18 protein-coding genes and 1 tRNA gene are annotated in these 13,417 nt (G+C 35.7%); 5 read left to right on the top strand and 14 right to left on the bottom strand.

Features of this window, described 5'->3' with window-relative positions; all coding sequences use genetic code 11:
• Positions 1-7: 7 nt before the first annotated feature.
• Positions 8-1,093: a sulfate reduction electron transfer complex DsrMKJOP subunit DsrO gene (dsrO, locus tag TDSAC_RS01810; RefSeq protein ID WP_234405751.1), complete on the bottom strand. Its 1,086-nt coding sequence runs from the start codon at positions 1,091-1,093 to the stop codon at positions 8-10.
• A gap of 309 nt (positions 1,094-1,402) precedes the next feature.
• Here dsrO and TDSAC_RS01805 point away from each other — a divergent pair, with 309 nt between their 5' ends.
• Positions 1,403-1,816, top strand: coding sequence for a universal stress protein (locus tag TDSAC_RS01805; RefSeq protein WP_108308455.1), 414 nt, complete (start codon positions 1,403-1,405; stop codon positions 1,814-1,816).
• A 48-nt stretch (positions 1,817-1,864) separates the two neighbouring features.
• On the opposite strand, the gene TDSAC_RS01800 is transcribed toward TDSAC_RS01805, so the two are convergent.
• From TDSAC_RS01800 to TDSAC_RS01780, 5 genes are all read right to left on the bottom strand, one after another.
• A complete protein-coding gene (locus tag TDSAC_RS01800; RefSeq protein ID WP_108308452.1) occupies positions 1,865-2,542 on the bottom strand; it encodes a nitrite/sulfite reductase domain-containing protein in 678 nt (225 codons plus the stop codon).
• Positions 2,543-2,551: 9 nt separating this feature from the next.
• Positions 2,552-2,899 carry a cupin domain-containing protein gene (locus tag TDSAC_RS01795; protein ID WP_108308449.1) on the bottom strand — a complete coding sequence of 116 codons (348 nt, stop codon included), beginning with the start codon at positions 2,897-2,899 and terminating at the stop codon, positions 2,552-2,554.
• A gap of 36 nt (positions 2,900-2,935) precedes the next feature.
• Positions 2,936-3,802, bottom strand: a complete 867-nt coding sequence (locus TDSAC_RS01790) for a hypothetical protein (protein ID WP_199919853.1) — start codon at positions 3,800-3,802, stop codon at positions 2,936-2,938.
• A gap of 137 nt (positions 3,803-3,939) precedes the next feature.
• Complete coding sequence (locus TDSAC_RS01785) at positions 3,940-4,476, bottom strand: SurA N-terminal domain-containing protein (RefSeq protein ID WP_108308446.1); 537 nt, start codon at positions 4,474-4,476, stop codon at positions 3,940-3,942.
• A 384-nt stretch (positions 4,477-4,860) separates the two neighbouring features.
• Positions 4,861-4,937: transfer RNA gene (locus TDSAC_RS01780), tRNA-Met, on the bottom strand.
• Positions 4,938-5,222: 285 nt separating this feature from the next.
• Here TDSAC_RS01780 and TDSAC_RS01775 point away from each other — a divergent pair.
• A complete protein-coding gene (locus TDSAC_RS01775; protein WP_108308444.1) occupies positions 5,223-6,527 on the top strand; it encodes an MFS transporter in 1,305 nt (434 codons plus the stop codon).
• Position 6,528: 1 nt separating this feature from the next.
• Here TDSAC_RS01775 and TDSAC_RS01770 read toward each other — a convergent pair whose 3' ends face one another.
• Positions 6,529-6,810: a hypothetical protein gene (locus tag TDSAC_RS01770; protein ID WP_108308441.1), complete on the bottom strand. Its 282-nt coding sequence runs from the start codon at positions 6,808-6,810 to the stop codon at positions 6,529-6,531.
• 230 nt (positions 6,811-7,040) lie between these two features.
• On the opposite strand from TDSAC_RS01770, the gene TDSAC_RS01765 reads away from it, so the two are divergent.
• Positions 7,041-7,412, top strand: coding sequence for a CGGC domain-containing protein (locus tag TDSAC_RS01765; RefSeq protein ID WP_108308439.1), 372 nt, complete (start codon positions 7,041-7,043; stop codon positions 7,410-7,412).
• Positions 7,413-7,430: 18 nt separating this feature from the next.
• On the opposite strand, the gene TDSAC_RS01760 is transcribed toward TDSAC_RS01765, so the two are convergent.
• Entirely contained in the window at positions 7,431-7,892 is a 462-nt protein-coding gene (locus TDSAC_RS01760; RefSeq protein WP_150130276.1) for a hypothetical protein, read from the bottom strand.
• On the bottom strand, positions 7,889-8,308 hold the full coding sequence (locus TDSAC_RS01755; RefSeq protein ID WP_108308433.1) for a YtxH domain-containing protein: 420 nt from the start codon (positions 8,306-8,308) through the stop codon (positions 7,889-7,891). The genes TDSAC_RS01760 and TDSAC_RS01755 overlap by 4 nt, the downstream gene beginning before the upstream one ends.
• 49 nt (positions 8,309-8,357) lie before the next feature.
• Here TDSAC_RS01755 and TDSAC_RS01750 point away from each other — a divergent pair, with 49 nt between their 5' ends.
• On the top strand, positions 8,358-9,059 hold the full coding sequence (locus TDSAC_RS01750; RefSeq protein WP_108308430.1) for a lysophospholipid acyltransferase family protein: 702 nt from the start codon (positions 8,358-8,360) through the stop codon (positions 9,057-9,059).
• A gap of 57 nt (positions 9,060-9,116) precedes the next feature.
• Here the strand turns inward: TDSAC_RS01750 and TDSAC_RS01745 are convergent, their stop codons facing one another.
• The 3 genes from TDSAC_RS01745 to metF form a co-directional block, all read right to left on the bottom strand.
• Positions 9,117-9,758 carry a rhomboid family intramembrane serine protease gene (locus TDSAC_RS01745; protein ID WP_108308427.1) on the bottom strand — a complete coding sequence of 214 codons (642 nt, stop codon included), beginning with the start codon at positions 9,756-9,758 and terminating at the stop codon, positions 9,117-9,119.
• Between the two features lie 25 nt (positions 9,759-9,783).
• Positions 9,784-10,221: an HU family DNA-binding protein gene (locus tag TDSAC_RS01740; protein WP_199919851.1), complete on the bottom strand. Its 438-nt coding sequence runs from the start codon at positions 10,219-10,221 to the stop codon at positions 9,784-9,786.
• 64 nt (positions 10,222-10,285) lie between these two features.
• Complete coding sequence (gene metF, locus TDSAC_RS01735) at positions 10,286-11,143, bottom strand: methylenetetrahydrofolate reductase [NAD(P)H] (protein WP_199919850.1); 858 nt, start codon at positions 11,141-11,143, stop codon at positions 10,286-10,288.
• A 217-nt stretch (positions 11,144-11,360) separates the two neighbouring features.
• On the opposite strand from metF, the gene TDSAC_RS01730 reads away from it, so the two are divergent.
• Positions 11,361-11,573, top strand: a complete 213-nt coding sequence (locus tag TDSAC_RS01730; RefSeq protein WP_013755731.1) for a DUF1858 domain-containing protein — start codon at positions 11,361-11,363, stop codon at positions 11,571-11,573.
• Between the two features lie 27 nt (positions 11,574-11,600).
• Here the strand turns inward: TDSAC_RS01730 and TDSAC_RS01725 are convergent, their stop codons facing one another.
• On the bottom strand, positions 11,601-12,155 hold the full coding sequence (locus TDSAC_RS01725) for an HDIG domain-containing metalloprotein (protein WP_108308419.1): 555 nt from the start codon (positions 12,153-12,155) through the stop codon (positions 11,601-11,603).
• Positions 12,152-13,384 carry a serine hydroxymethyltransferase gene (locus tag TDSAC_RS01720; protein WP_108310280.1) on the bottom strand — a complete coding sequence of 411 codons (1,233 nt, stop codon included), beginning with the start codon at positions 13,382-13,384 and terminating at the stop codon, positions 12,152-12,154. The genes TDSAC_RS01725 and TDSAC_RS01720 overlap by 4 nt, the downstream gene beginning before the upstream one ends.
• Between the last annotated feature and the right edge of the window lie 33 nt (positions 13,385-13,417).

The raw sequence follows: 13,417 nt of genomic DNA, 5'->3' as shown, positions 1-13,417 counted from the left end.
CTTCCTCCTATTTTTCGAATTCTTTAAACGGATTCTTGTGCTCTTCAATTTTTGGCAAATCAACTTCACCGCCAAGCTTTTTATAAGCTGTAGTATTAAAACCTATAGTGTATGTATATTCCATAAAAACCTTGTCCATACTCGTATTACCCTCAAGATTTCCGTTCAGATCAATATAAAAGACTTGAGGCTCTGTCCCCTGAGACATTTTTAATCTGGCAGTAGGGTACTGGCTAATAAGCCTGGACACTTCGCTCTTTGGATCGTTTAAATCACCAAAAATTCTTGCCCTGCCCACGCAGCTGGTAACGCATGCCGGCTCAAGACCTGCATCAATTCTATGAACGCACAAAGTACACTTATCAGCAGTTTTTGTAACAGGATTAAAAAATCTCATATTATATGGACATGCCTGTATACAAGTGCCGCACCCAATACACTTTTCATAGTCTACTAGAACTATTCCGTCTTGCCTCTTAAAAGTTGCTTTTACAGGACAGACCTCCACACAGGGTGGTTCATCACAGTGATTGCAAAGCCTAGGGAGCATAAATTTCTTAACATTAGGTTCATAGTTTCCATCATCTGTAACAACCATACCGTTTGGGGAGCTTTCCATTGAACCAGTTTCCATTACTTGCACAACCGTCCTGAACACCCCTAATGGGACGTTGTTCTCACTCTTACAAGCAATTACACAGGCCTGGCAACCCACGCACTTTCTAGTATCAATTACCATTACCCAGTGGTGTTTTGGTTTAGTTTTGTCAATTTCGTGAAAATTGTCATACCAAACAGGTAAATTTTTGGGATTTAATAACTTATCCCAATCATTCCAGCCATCTTTGTCATCAAGAACGGGATTTTCCCATCCCATCCATCTGTGATTATTAATTGGACCGGTAGGCAAATTAGCATTATTTTTTTCTGCAGCATCTGCGCTATCTGATGAATTGAGTATACTTAAAGCAAATAGACCACCCAGACCCAATGCGATGCTTTTGACCAACCAAGACATAAAATTAGCTGATAGACGTTCTTGGTTAGCATCGTCATCTGCTTCTTTTAACGAAAAATCGCTGCGGTAGCTCACATAAACACCTCCCAATAAAAATTAATAGAAAATAAAAAGTTTATAATTATATTATATCTTAATTAAATAATATGTAAAATTAAAATATTTTATGAATATTATAGAATATTGCTTATATGATTAATAAAGTATCTATTTTTAAAATTAAAAAATATTTAGCTGCATGAATTTTTTCTTGTAATCATTTATGCCCTTAAAATAAGTAATTGCCCCTACATAAGGACTATTTATTCCTGACTTTCATTATTTTTATCGTCTAATTACAATTTATACATATAAAGATATGCTCAATACTAAGGAGGGATTAAAATGGCAAAAACAATTTTGGCAGCTATAAGGGATAGTGTATCTGACAGGAGCGTCTTAAATATGGCTATAGATCTGGCAAGAGATGAGGAAGCAAAACTTGTAATCTGTCACGTAATAAACAGATCTGAAGACCTTGGAGTTTTTAACCCTACAGCCGAAGCGGCTTTAGTATTCAAGGCAGAAAGTATGCTTGAAGAAGCAATTGAAATCGCAAAGAAAAATGGAATAGAAGCAACAAAAGCCATAAGAGTAGGAAAGCCATCTGAGAGAGTTTCCGAGCTGGCAAAGCAATTAAACGCCTCTAATATAATACTTGGCAATAGGAAGCTAAAAGGAATAAGACAGTGGCTATTTTCAGAATTTAGCACAGGATTTAATTTGGAGAATGCTACCCTTGTACCCGTTGAAAAATAAAAGCTGCCTTCTCACAAGACTTTGAAATGGGGCAGCTTTTATAAAAAACTATGCTAATATTTCGTTTTTAATAGCATCTATACCTAATCTCTCAACGAATCTAGCAACTCTCTCGCTCATGCCGTATCTTCCTTCGACTCTATAATCTCCCTTTTCTTTATAGAGCTTAAGAAATTTCTTTATGATGTCAAGAACCTGATCGTCATCCAGCTCGTCTGCTATAATGTCACCAATTCTGGGTTTTCTGCCAGAATTTCCGCCAATTACCAAAACCCAACCTTTCCCCCCAGAAAATACTCCTATATCCCTCACAAAAGCCTCGCCGCAATTTAGAGTGCATCCTGACACCCCAATTTTTAACTTTGCAGGAAATTTTTCAAAATATACAAGGTCTTCTATCTTCTTCCCAAGGCTCAAGCTGTCAAGCGTTCCGTATTTACAGGTAGTATTTCCCACACATGCCTGAACGTAGTGTAGTGACGGCTCAACGTTGAAGCCCATATCTGTTGATATCTCTTCTATAATCTTGTTAACGTTCTCTGACTTAATCCCAATTAAAAAAAACCTTTGTCCCGTCAGGATCTTTAACTGGCTGACATTGTATTTCTTTGCAATTCTAGCAATTTCTTCTAAATATTCAGGTGTAACAAGACCAGTAGTAGACTTTAATTTTATACCCCAACTTCCATCTCTTTGTTCTATTGCCCTTGGATGTATCTTTTCCATAAAATCCTCCTAACTATAAATAATACAGGCCAAAAACTCTATGTCTTTATCGCCGGTATTTTTCAAAGAATGGCTTTCTCCATCGTAGGTAATTAAAACGTCTCCCTTTGAAACCTGAACCTCTCTGTCATTGTCTACAAATATTCCTTCACCGCTCAATATGTAATATATCTCAAAATCTCCTTTGTGAGTATGAAGCCCTATAGTAGAACCAGGCTTTAGAAAATTGTGAGCAAACATCCTTCCCTTTCCTTTAAATTCTTCAGGACTCAAAAGAGCTATGCTCTCAAGTTCACCTTTACCACCAATAGGATCAAGACGCTTTACTCTCTCTAAAGTATTAAACTTCTTAACCATAAAGTCCTCCATAACAAATATTTTAAGTACTAAAAACTATCTAAAGTGAATTTTATAGTAATAATATTCGTAAAACAAACTCAACAAGCCTACTACAAAAACAGAAAACACTACAAGTACGAATCCCAGGTCATACTTAGTAACGTTCAAATATGGCGGATTGTATACCATATCAAAAAGCCCTAACAAGCCTACCAGGAAAAAGGCTGCTCCACCAAAAATCAAAGTCCTAGCAGCAGTTCTTTGCGCTGCAAAACGTGCAACATCTATTGGAAGGCCAATTTTTGTCGTAATAAAACCAAAAAATGCTCCAAGAATAACCTGTGTAATCATAGTACCGAGGCCAAAAAAGGCTCCAGGAACCCAGCCTAAAAGATGAGACTGTATCTGGGGAGCTAACACGGTATACAGTACCAAAGCAAAGGCTCCAAAACCCCATCCCGCAATAAAGCCGTGTAACAGAGCTATTCTCACAGAAAGTTTATGCTCTCTATCTATCGCGCCTCTTAATGCCATTCTATGATGATCCTTGTCAATCTTTCCAAAGTGAATGTGAAATACATTTTTTGTTCTAAAGACATAGAATCCACCAAACACCATAGCCAACCCTACTAGAACATATGTTCCATATTCAAATAAATCAGAAGATGTCAGCGGAAAGAGTGCTAAGTTGGCCAGCTCACTCGCTAAAGCTCTTTGGACAGTAAAAGCAAGGGAAAAGGCAAAGCCTATAACCAACCCCTTCTTCGCTGAATAACTCCCAACAGCATAACTAAAAGTAATTGGCCACGTGTGTTCATCTGGAGTAAAGCCGTGAATTACTCCCAGAACAAAAGAAAAGAAAATTATCATAGGTAATGTTAGTTCTATATGGCTGTGAAGCAGGTAATTAATAAGATCCATATCAAAATCACCTCATTTCAGCCAAATTATTTGATAGAACAATTAAGAAAACATCACAGCTTAGCCTTATAACTTAAAACTCACAGCACCCCTCGGCATCTGTGAGTTTGTTTTGTTTAAGCAACGCGAATTAACTATTATTGATTAATTACTATATTATCTTGCTTCTTTAAAGAATCTACATAAGCCTGATATGCCTGTTGTTCTTTCTGACTTATAAGATATTGTTTAACGTAATCCTTTACTTTATCTATTGGTACAAGATTTCCATTTTTATCCTTAAACTTATCAGAGTTTTGATTGTAAAAGTTCGTAACATCAGCATCAGTTACTTCAAAGTTCTGACCTGCGAAGTGCTTCTGTAAAAGATAGTTAATCAAAATCATATTTTTTGCGTTATTAATAGCCTCAATTACATTAGGATCTTTCTCTAAACCCTCTTTCTTTGCTTCATCGAGGAGCACGAGATTATCAATCAAACGATTTAGAATCTCTTTTTTAAGATCTGGGTTTGTCTTGTCCACGTTAGGAGGCAAATTGTTATAAACTGCATCCACCTGGCTCTGAGTAATGCTCGTTCCATTAACAGTAGCTAAAACCTTGTCATCTGCAAATGATGGGCGAGCCATTACCGCAAACAAAATAACAAAACACAAAAAGAAAATACGCTTCATTAAAAAACCTCCAAATATTTAATTTCCTCTTTATAACTTTATGACTATTTATTTACGATGTCAATAGTTATCTAAGCTAAAGCACAAAGTAATTTTTAATCTTAATTATAAACTTTACATATAAGGTGCACTACAAAACTGTTTTACTTAAACTTAATTGAAATCCATTTGATAACAAAGCAAACATCAGCAGTAATTTTAATTTATTATTTTATAGATTGATTGAATTTTATAATCTGCCCTAAAGGTTCAAAACTCAAATACAATAAAACTTGATATAAAGAGGTTTTCTAGCAGATATATGGCTTTAAAATTTTCCACATTAAATAAGTTCAGGTTAAAGAGTTCATATAAAAAGATAAAGTAAAAAAATACAAAATAAAATGGTTGCGGGGGGAGGATTTGAACCTCCGACCTTCGGGTTATGAGCCCGACGAGCTTCCAAACTGCTCTACCCCGCGTCAACACATTAATATTTAAGCACAAAATATTATGTTTTGCAAGTGTTTTTGTAAAGCCAGACAAGATTTCATAATATTTTCTCTGAATAAAGCAGAAAGATAAAAAATTTATTTCAAAAAAGCTAAAAAAATTTATATTGATAATTTGATAATTAAGCAAAATTACGCTTTTCCTAATTAAATTATATTTATATAGTATATAAATTTATCTTATTTAACTATTCACCCTGATAAATATATAATTTAGATGTCATAAAAAATTCTTACAAGAAAAGGGGGAAATTAATGGAAAAAGTATTAGAACAAAAAAGCAGTTATCTGTATCTTGTTCTTATTGCTGCCTGGTTAGGGTGGGTTTTCGACGGAATGGATGCGATGCTTTACAACATTGTGATGTTTCCAGCAATCCACGATCTTTTGGGAGCTAGCGCTACAAAAGCAGAGATTGGTTACTATGGTGGACTGGTAATGTCATGTACTCTCTTAGGCGCAGCCTTGGGAGGTATCTTATTTGGCATACTTGCCGACTACATTGGGAGGGTAAGGGTGTTGCTGATCACCATTCTTACCTATTCGCTTATGACAGGACTTTCAGGATTTGCACACAGTTGGCAAGAGTTGGCACTTTATAGGTGTCTTACCGGTTTTGGAATAGGAGGAGAATGGGCAGTAGGTGCAGTTTTGCTTGCTGAAACGTGGCCAGATTTAAGAAGGACGTTTGCTGGTAGCTTTATGCAAATGGGTTGGCCAGTTGGTTTCTTTCTTGCTGCTGCCATAAATTTTTTAGTAGGCACACACGGCTGGCGAATCGTCTTCTTTGTGGGAGCCTTTCCTGCTCTTTTAACGGTGTTCTTGAGAACTCAACTTAAAGAACCAGAAAAATGGGTAAAAGATCATACTAGAAGATGTGAACTAAAGCTTACTAACAAGTACGAAACGGAAGAAGATAAAGAATATTGTCATTTTACCTTCAGACTTCTTTTCAGTCCAAAATACATAAAATACACTATTATAGGTTTTCTCCTTTCAGCAGTCGCACTCTTTGGCGTGTGGGGCGCTACTTATTGGATACCAGCAATTGTTGAAACCCTTGCGAGATCTGCAGGCATTTCAGAGAACGCAATACACGGAAGAATACTTTTCGCAATTACCCTGTTAAATATCGGAGCAATAATTGGAGCTTTATGTTTCTGGCCAATCGCAAACAAATTAGGCAGAAAGGGTGCATTCTTGTTTTACTTTCTCACAGGGTTAATCTTAATACCGCCTATTTACATAAACGCCAAAGATTTTAATCTGTTTCTTATGCTGGTACCTATAATAGGATTTATAGGTAACGGGGTATTTTCAGGTTTCCCTATATATCTTCCAGAGCTTTTCCCTACCAGGATGAGGGCCACAGCCCAAACAACCTGTTACAATGGAGCAAGATTGGTAACAATACTTAGTCCTCTTTTTACAGGATTACTCATTGGAGTTTATCATGGAAACTTCTCTTATGCAGCAGCTACTATAATGAGCGTTTATGTAATCGGCATAATAACGCTTCTGTTTGCTCCTGAAACAAAGGGGAGACCTTTACCAGAATAAACTACCTACCATATCTCTCGTTACACCTTCTCAGGCAGTTTGAAAGCTCTAATTCACAATCACTCTTGCAGCTTTCGCGCTCATCAATAGGCGCGAAGCTGCAGATTGTTCTGCAATTCCAGTGAAGATGACACCCCATCAGACACCTATCGTATTCGCTTCTCGTAACAGCAAAAAATTCGTTAGCAGAGTTTCTGACTGAATTAACCTGATAAAGGAAAAAGGCAAGCACAACGGATAATAAAAAGACCACTATGTATAACAAAATATTTGTCAGTTTCAAAATTAAGCCCCCTTAACTTCTACATTATAAGATTCTATCACAAAATTCTGGACAACTAATTTTAGAGCTTTCTAATCAATGCCATTATTATATTATCTTAAAAGATTTTACTGTGCAAAAACAAATAATTATTTTATAAAACATTTATTTTTAATTGACTTTAATGCATGTTATAATTTACCCTAAAACATTAATGTTTTATGGTAAAACATTATGTGGGAGGAAAGGAAATGAAAAAAATAGCTATCCTATCATGTCAAATGATTAGAAGTCAAAATCTTTGTCCTGCCGATGCAAAGTGCCTAACAGCCCTTATGAGAAGAGAGGGCTGGTTTGACAGGTACAAAGGCGAAGAAGTTCACCTTCTTGGAATAATGGATTGCGGAGGTTGCAGTGGGGATAGAGTAGTATGTGCGCTTACTCTATTAAAAATGCAGCTTGACGCATTAAAGGAAAACATTGATACGCTCTTTATAGCTACATGCATAATGAACTTCTGCCCGCATAGAGATGAAATAATAGCTACAGCAAAAGAAAAATCAGGTGTTGAAGTGATTGTGGGAACACACAGGTATGCGCTCCCACAAATCTTCAAAAGCTAACTCTTTATATGGCAGCCTTCAAACAAGCTTTTTTAATAAACTGTTTATAAGAGAGGCAGCCTTCCTCGCTTTAGAACGTTTACTATCAGCTTCTGAAGAACTGCCTTTACTAAAAACAGCATCAATAATTTTTGATAAAAGAGCTATCTTAAGCTTATATCTATTTAACTCGTCGGTAAATTTTTTAGAGGCGTTCAGAAAGTCGGAAAAAACCCCCATAATATTGTCTATTTTTTTTAAAATTGATACAAAATTGTCTGAAAAACCTTCCATAGACTTTTTGATTTCAGGGTACATCTCATCAGAAAATTTTCTAAAAGAGCCAATAGTATCCTTTGTTTCAACCAGAACCTGATCAAGAGTTATAACCGACTTTTTCAGCTCTTTAATTAAGTCTACAACGTTATAAATCCACCAACCTATCAGGCCTACAAGTATCGCTGCAAGAAGAAAGATAAAGAATTCAAACAAACTCATCATTCAACCTTCGGCGCGTTTTCTTCTTGAGGATTAGAAGCATCTTCTTTCTTCTCTTCAGCTTTATCTTCTTTTGTTTCACCAGATGTAGTTTCTTCTCCTAAAAATTCGCTGTAGTCCTCATCAATTTCAGAACTTAGCTCCTCCTGTGCTTCTCTTGCACTCTTAAGAATATCGTTTATTGAATCTATTTTCTCCTGAATTACCTGTTTTGCCTTTGTAGCCCATTGTTCAGAAATTCCAGAAAGGTCAGACATAACCTCTTCTGCCTGATCTCTTAGCTTTGTAAGTTCTTCAACAATATAAGCTCTGGTTTCTTCTCCTGATTTTGGAGCAACAAATAGCATAGCCACTGAGCCTATTAAAGCACCAAAAATCATTCCCAAAGAAAAACTAACAACGTTGTCAGAACGTTTCATTTTAAAACCTCCTTTCAAGGTTTATAGATATATATTATAATTCATTATTATGAAATACATAAGAGGAATATTTGCATTTTTATACATGATAATTAGCACTTTCTTAGTAATATTGTACGCTCTGTATCTGCACAGATACCCAAAAATAAAGATGGTTTCTTATGCAATTGGCGTACCAAAATATTGGTTCAAGCCTCTTTTTTTAATTCTTGGAATAAAAGTTAAAATGGTAATAAAAGAAAAAATTCCTCCTGCCCCAGTATTATTTTTTGCTACGCATAGAGGAAATCTGGACATACCTCTTCTATCATATTCTCTTCCAGGCGGAGTAACATATCTGTCAAAAGAAGAACTCTTTTCTGTGCCAATCTTAAATATTATTTTAGACACCATAGGCTCAATCCCAATAAAGCGTGAGGATGCGAAAAATGCTCTAGAATCTCTAAAAGAAACTGCTAAATTATTAAAAAACAACGTAAACGTTGTAATCTTTCCAGAGGGCACCAGAACTGTTGATGGCAAGATCGGGACAATAAAGAGGGGGGGTATAATCTTAGCAAAGAATTCGAATATTCCTATTGTGCCTGTAATTATAAAGGACGGTTATAAAATTTATCCAAAAAAAAGCGTTTTCCCAAATTCTGGAACAGTTGAGATAATAGTTGAAAAACCAATTTACCCTGAAAAACACTCTTCAAAAGAACTTGCCAATATGATTGGCCAAATATATAAATCTTACCTTGGCGATTAAAAATTAACGTAGTTTGGCTTCACTTACCATCATACATAAAAAATTTCTAAATACGGCTTATACTACCCTACTAATTCTTTTAGGTTCAAAGTTCCTAAACATAAGACCAACAATGATCCCAAAAGAAAAACCTGTAAGGTGTGCAAAAAAGGCTACGTTTGTCGATTGGACAAAAAGCCCAAATAATGCTGAAATATATTGGCCAAAAAACCATAGAATAAGCCATATAAATGCAGGCATAGAAAATATAAATGGAAAGATCCCCAATAGCAAAAGAGTTTTTATTTTAGCGCGAGGGAAAAAGACAAAGTAAGCGCCTAGAACTCCAGAAATAGAGCCAGATGCGCCAATTAAAGCTGAATTAGTGCTCGTAACTTCAGCCTGGCCAAGAGCAGCAAAGACACCAAACAAAAGGTAAAAAAACAAAAACTTAAGGTGACCCATCTTGTCCTCAACGTTATTGCCAAACACGTGCAAAAACCACATATTTCCAAAGATGTGCAAAAAATTAACGTGCAGAAACTGATAAGTAATCAAATTTATACTTATTGATTCACTTGCCAGATTATATGAAAATAAGCTGTTTAACTGATGATTGGTTATATTATCAATAACAAAAACTATACAGTTAATCATAATCAAAATATACGTAACCCATGGAAAAGACCAAGAATAAACGTTATCCCAGAGAGGAAACATCTATTGCCTCCAAATTTAAAATTTTTTACCTTTGATCAAAAGGCACGTATTGAATATGGTGATCTTTAATTATAAAAAATCCAAAATCCTTAAAGGATATCCTGGTTTCATTTGAGCTGTCAATTTTATGAAGTTTGTAAATAAAGGATTTTATTACCCTATCAACTATGTTTTTAGAAAGGTTTTCTTTAAGGGATACAAGATTAACCAGATCGGACCTTAAAAGCTCTATATCTAAATCAAATTCATCAGATGTATCAACAAAAAAAATCTTTGGCCTTCCTTCGAAACCCTGCTGCAAATAAAATGTCCCAAGCCCCTTTATTCGAACTCTTTTGCCAAGCAAAACCTGATTTTTTATAGAAGTTAAAAAGGTAGCTATAATCCTTCTTACTTTTGAAATGCCAATTTCTTCTTCATTCGATATATCTCTGACAAGGTCTCTTTCTCTAATTTCAATCAAATTCAAGACCTCCTTGTGACCTATTCAATGCCTTTAATCATATTACTTTATCACTTTTTAAAGATTACCAAAAGTTCTCTATAACCTTAGAGCACAAATCAAATTGGTTCAACGTGTAAAAGTGAAAAAATTTAACTCCTTCCTTTATCAATTCAGCACACTGCTGAGTAGCATAATCAATACCAGCTTTCTTCATGTCAAGTTGAGAAGAAGCTTTTGACATTATATCTTCTAATTTTTTTGGAATTTCAACTTTACAAAATTTGGAAAATTCCTTTATCTTTTCAAAGTTTCCAATAGGTATTATACCCGGAACAAGTGTAATATCAACTCCTCTTTTAGCAACAAGGTCTCTATATCTCAAAAAATATGAATTTTCAAAAAACATCTGACTTATTGCAAAATCAGCAAGCCTCATCTTTTCAATGCAGTGTTCAAAATCCTCTTCAAAGCTACTTGCCTGAGCGTGTCCCTCAGGATAGAAAGCTACTCCTATTGAAAAGTGATTAAAATACTCCCTAACGTACTTTACCAAATCAATAGCGTGTTTAAACTCACCTTTACTAATATCAAAATTTTCAACATTCTTCGGTGGATCGCCTCTCAGAGCCAAAATATTACAAACTCCAAGATCATCATATTTTTTTATCAAAAAGTTTACAGAATCTTTAGTTGCACCAATACAGGTCAAATGTGGCATAACGGCAAAAGCTTTAAAAGAATTGACAAACTTTACTATTTCAAAGGTTTTGTCTTGTGTAGTCCCTCCTGCCCCATACGTTATTGAGACATAAAGCGGGTTAAGTTCAATGTATTTTTTAATTGTTTCCTTAAACTTCTCTTCTTGATCTCTTTCCTTAGGAGGAAAGAATTCAAGAGAAAAACCTGTTCTTTCGCTTTTATACCTTTCTTTTATCCTCAATTCGTTCATCCTTTCTTGGCTTTGAACCCTTTGCTAAAATAGTTAGATTTTATCATATAAAGATAATTTTTTAAATTTTATATTTTTATTTATATCATATAAGCGATTATCAAAGCAAAGAATAATTTAGTATTCTTTGATAGTGCTTCTTCATCAAATAGTATATTTATATGCTATAATAATTAGCAACCAATTAAATTTTTAAGGAGGAATTATCTTGGATCAGATAACAAAAGATTCTAATCTTTTACAGGTCGTAAAAGAATTTCCCGAAACTATCCCGGTTTTTATGTCGTTTGGTTTAGGTTGTATAGGATGTGCTGTTGCTAAATATGAAACAGTTGAACAGGGAGCAAATGGCCATGGAATAAACGCAGATGCTCTGGTAGAAGAATTAAACAAAGTCATAAGTAAGAAGGTCTCAAAATAAATTTCAGGGCAGGTTATCCTGCCCTTTTTATAACCCCAATTCTTCTGAATGCTTTAGCATTCCAGAATGTGCTAATTGTGCAAATTGTTCCAATTCAAGAGGTAGATATTTACAAATTAATATTTTCTCTCTATTTGCACCCTTTGCAAAACCTTTCTCATAAAATCTCCTACAAATAAACTCAGCGTCAATAGAACTTAGTTTCTTATCTGGGTGTATCAGGGCGCTAGCAACCACAAGGCCGCTTATTGCATCCGAACAAACGATGGCTGCTTCATCAAACGATTCTATATCCTCAATCCTACTTTTCCTGTGAGCTTGAACTATTTTGCAAACTTCTTCGTCAAATCCGTTTTCTCTTAATATTTTTGCACCAACTATTGCATGATTTTCTGGATCATTTTGTGTAATCTCGTAGTCAATATCGTGCATTAGACCTGCAGTTGCATACAGATTTGCATCCTTATCAAATTCTATGGCAATAGCCTCCATTACAGCTTCAACCGCAATGGAGTGCTTTATCATATAATCCTTTTTAAGATATTTCTTTAATAGTTCAATATTTCTATTGCGTTCACTCATCTGTCAAGCTCCGGATAAAGTGGGAATTTTAGACAAAGTTCACTCACCCTCTTCTTAAGCTCGTCTATTTTTTTCTCATCACCTCTAAAATCCAAAGCATCGGACATTATATTGCCAATTTCTACCATTTCGGCCTCTTTCATCCCTCTAGTAGTCAAAGCTGGCGTGCCAATTCTAATTCCACTTGCCTTCCATGGAGGTTCGGGATCAAAAGGTATGCTGTTTTTGTTCACAGTAATACCAATTCTTGCAAAGAGCGCTTCAGCATCCTTTCCAGAAATATTCGAAGCCCTCATGTCAATTAATATTAGATGGTTGTCTGTTCCCCCACTTACCAATCTCAACCCTCTTGAATTAAGAGTCTCAGCCAAAGCCTTAGCATTTTTTACTATTTGTTCGCCATATTTTTTAAATTCTGGAGTCATAGCTTCTTTGAAAGCCACAGCCTTAGCAGCTATTATGTGCATCAAAGGGCCTCCTTGATTCCCTGGAAAAACTGATTTATCAATTTTATCTTTAAGTTCTTCTTTACAAAGAATAAAACCTGATCTGGGCCCTCTTAATGTCTTGTGGGTTGTAGACGTCACCACATCTGCATATGGTACTGGAGAAGGGTGAAAGCCTGTTGCAATCAGTCCTGCAATGTGTGCCATATCAACCATAAGGAAAGCTCCTACTTCTTTTGCTATATAGGAGAATTTTTCAAAATCAATAATACGAGGATAGGCGCTTGCACCTGCAACAATAAGTTTGGGCTTGCTTTTCTTTGCAAGGTCCAAAACCTCGTCATAATCAATAGTCTCAGTATCCTCCCTTACACCATAGTGAACTACGTTAAACCACTTTCCAGAAACTGTTACCTGACTCCCGTGGGAAAGGTGCCCACCCTGATCGAGCCTCATACCCATATATGTATCTCCAGGATTTAAAAGTGCAAAATATACCGCAAGGTTTGCCTGAGTTCCAGAATGAGGTTGAACGTTTGCATGCTGTGCGCCAAAGAGTTTCTTAACTCTTTCCCTTGCGAGATCCTCAACAATATCCACACACTCACAACCGCCATAATATCTTTTTCCTGGAAGACCCTCAGCATATTTGTTTGTCAAAACAGTACCCATAGCCTCAAGCACTGCAATTGAAGTAAAGTTCTCTGAAGCAATTAACTCTAAACCGTTCCTTTGCCTTCCCAGCTCACACATTACTGCTTTAAAGACTTCTTCATCTGTCATCCTTAAAAAATTAAGCAACTCAACAACCTCCCA

Origin of the sequence: Thermodesulfobium acidiphilum (assembly GCF_003057965.1) — a bacterium.
In the GTDB taxonomy this organism is placed as follows: Bacteria; Thermodesulfobiota; Thermodesulfobiia; order Thermodesulfobiales; family Thermodesulfobiaceae; genus Thermodesulfobium; species Thermodesulfobium acidiphilum.
The sequence above is the reverse complement of the archived record's forward strand: the minus strand, read 5'-3'. Positions and strand labels throughout refer to the sequence as shown.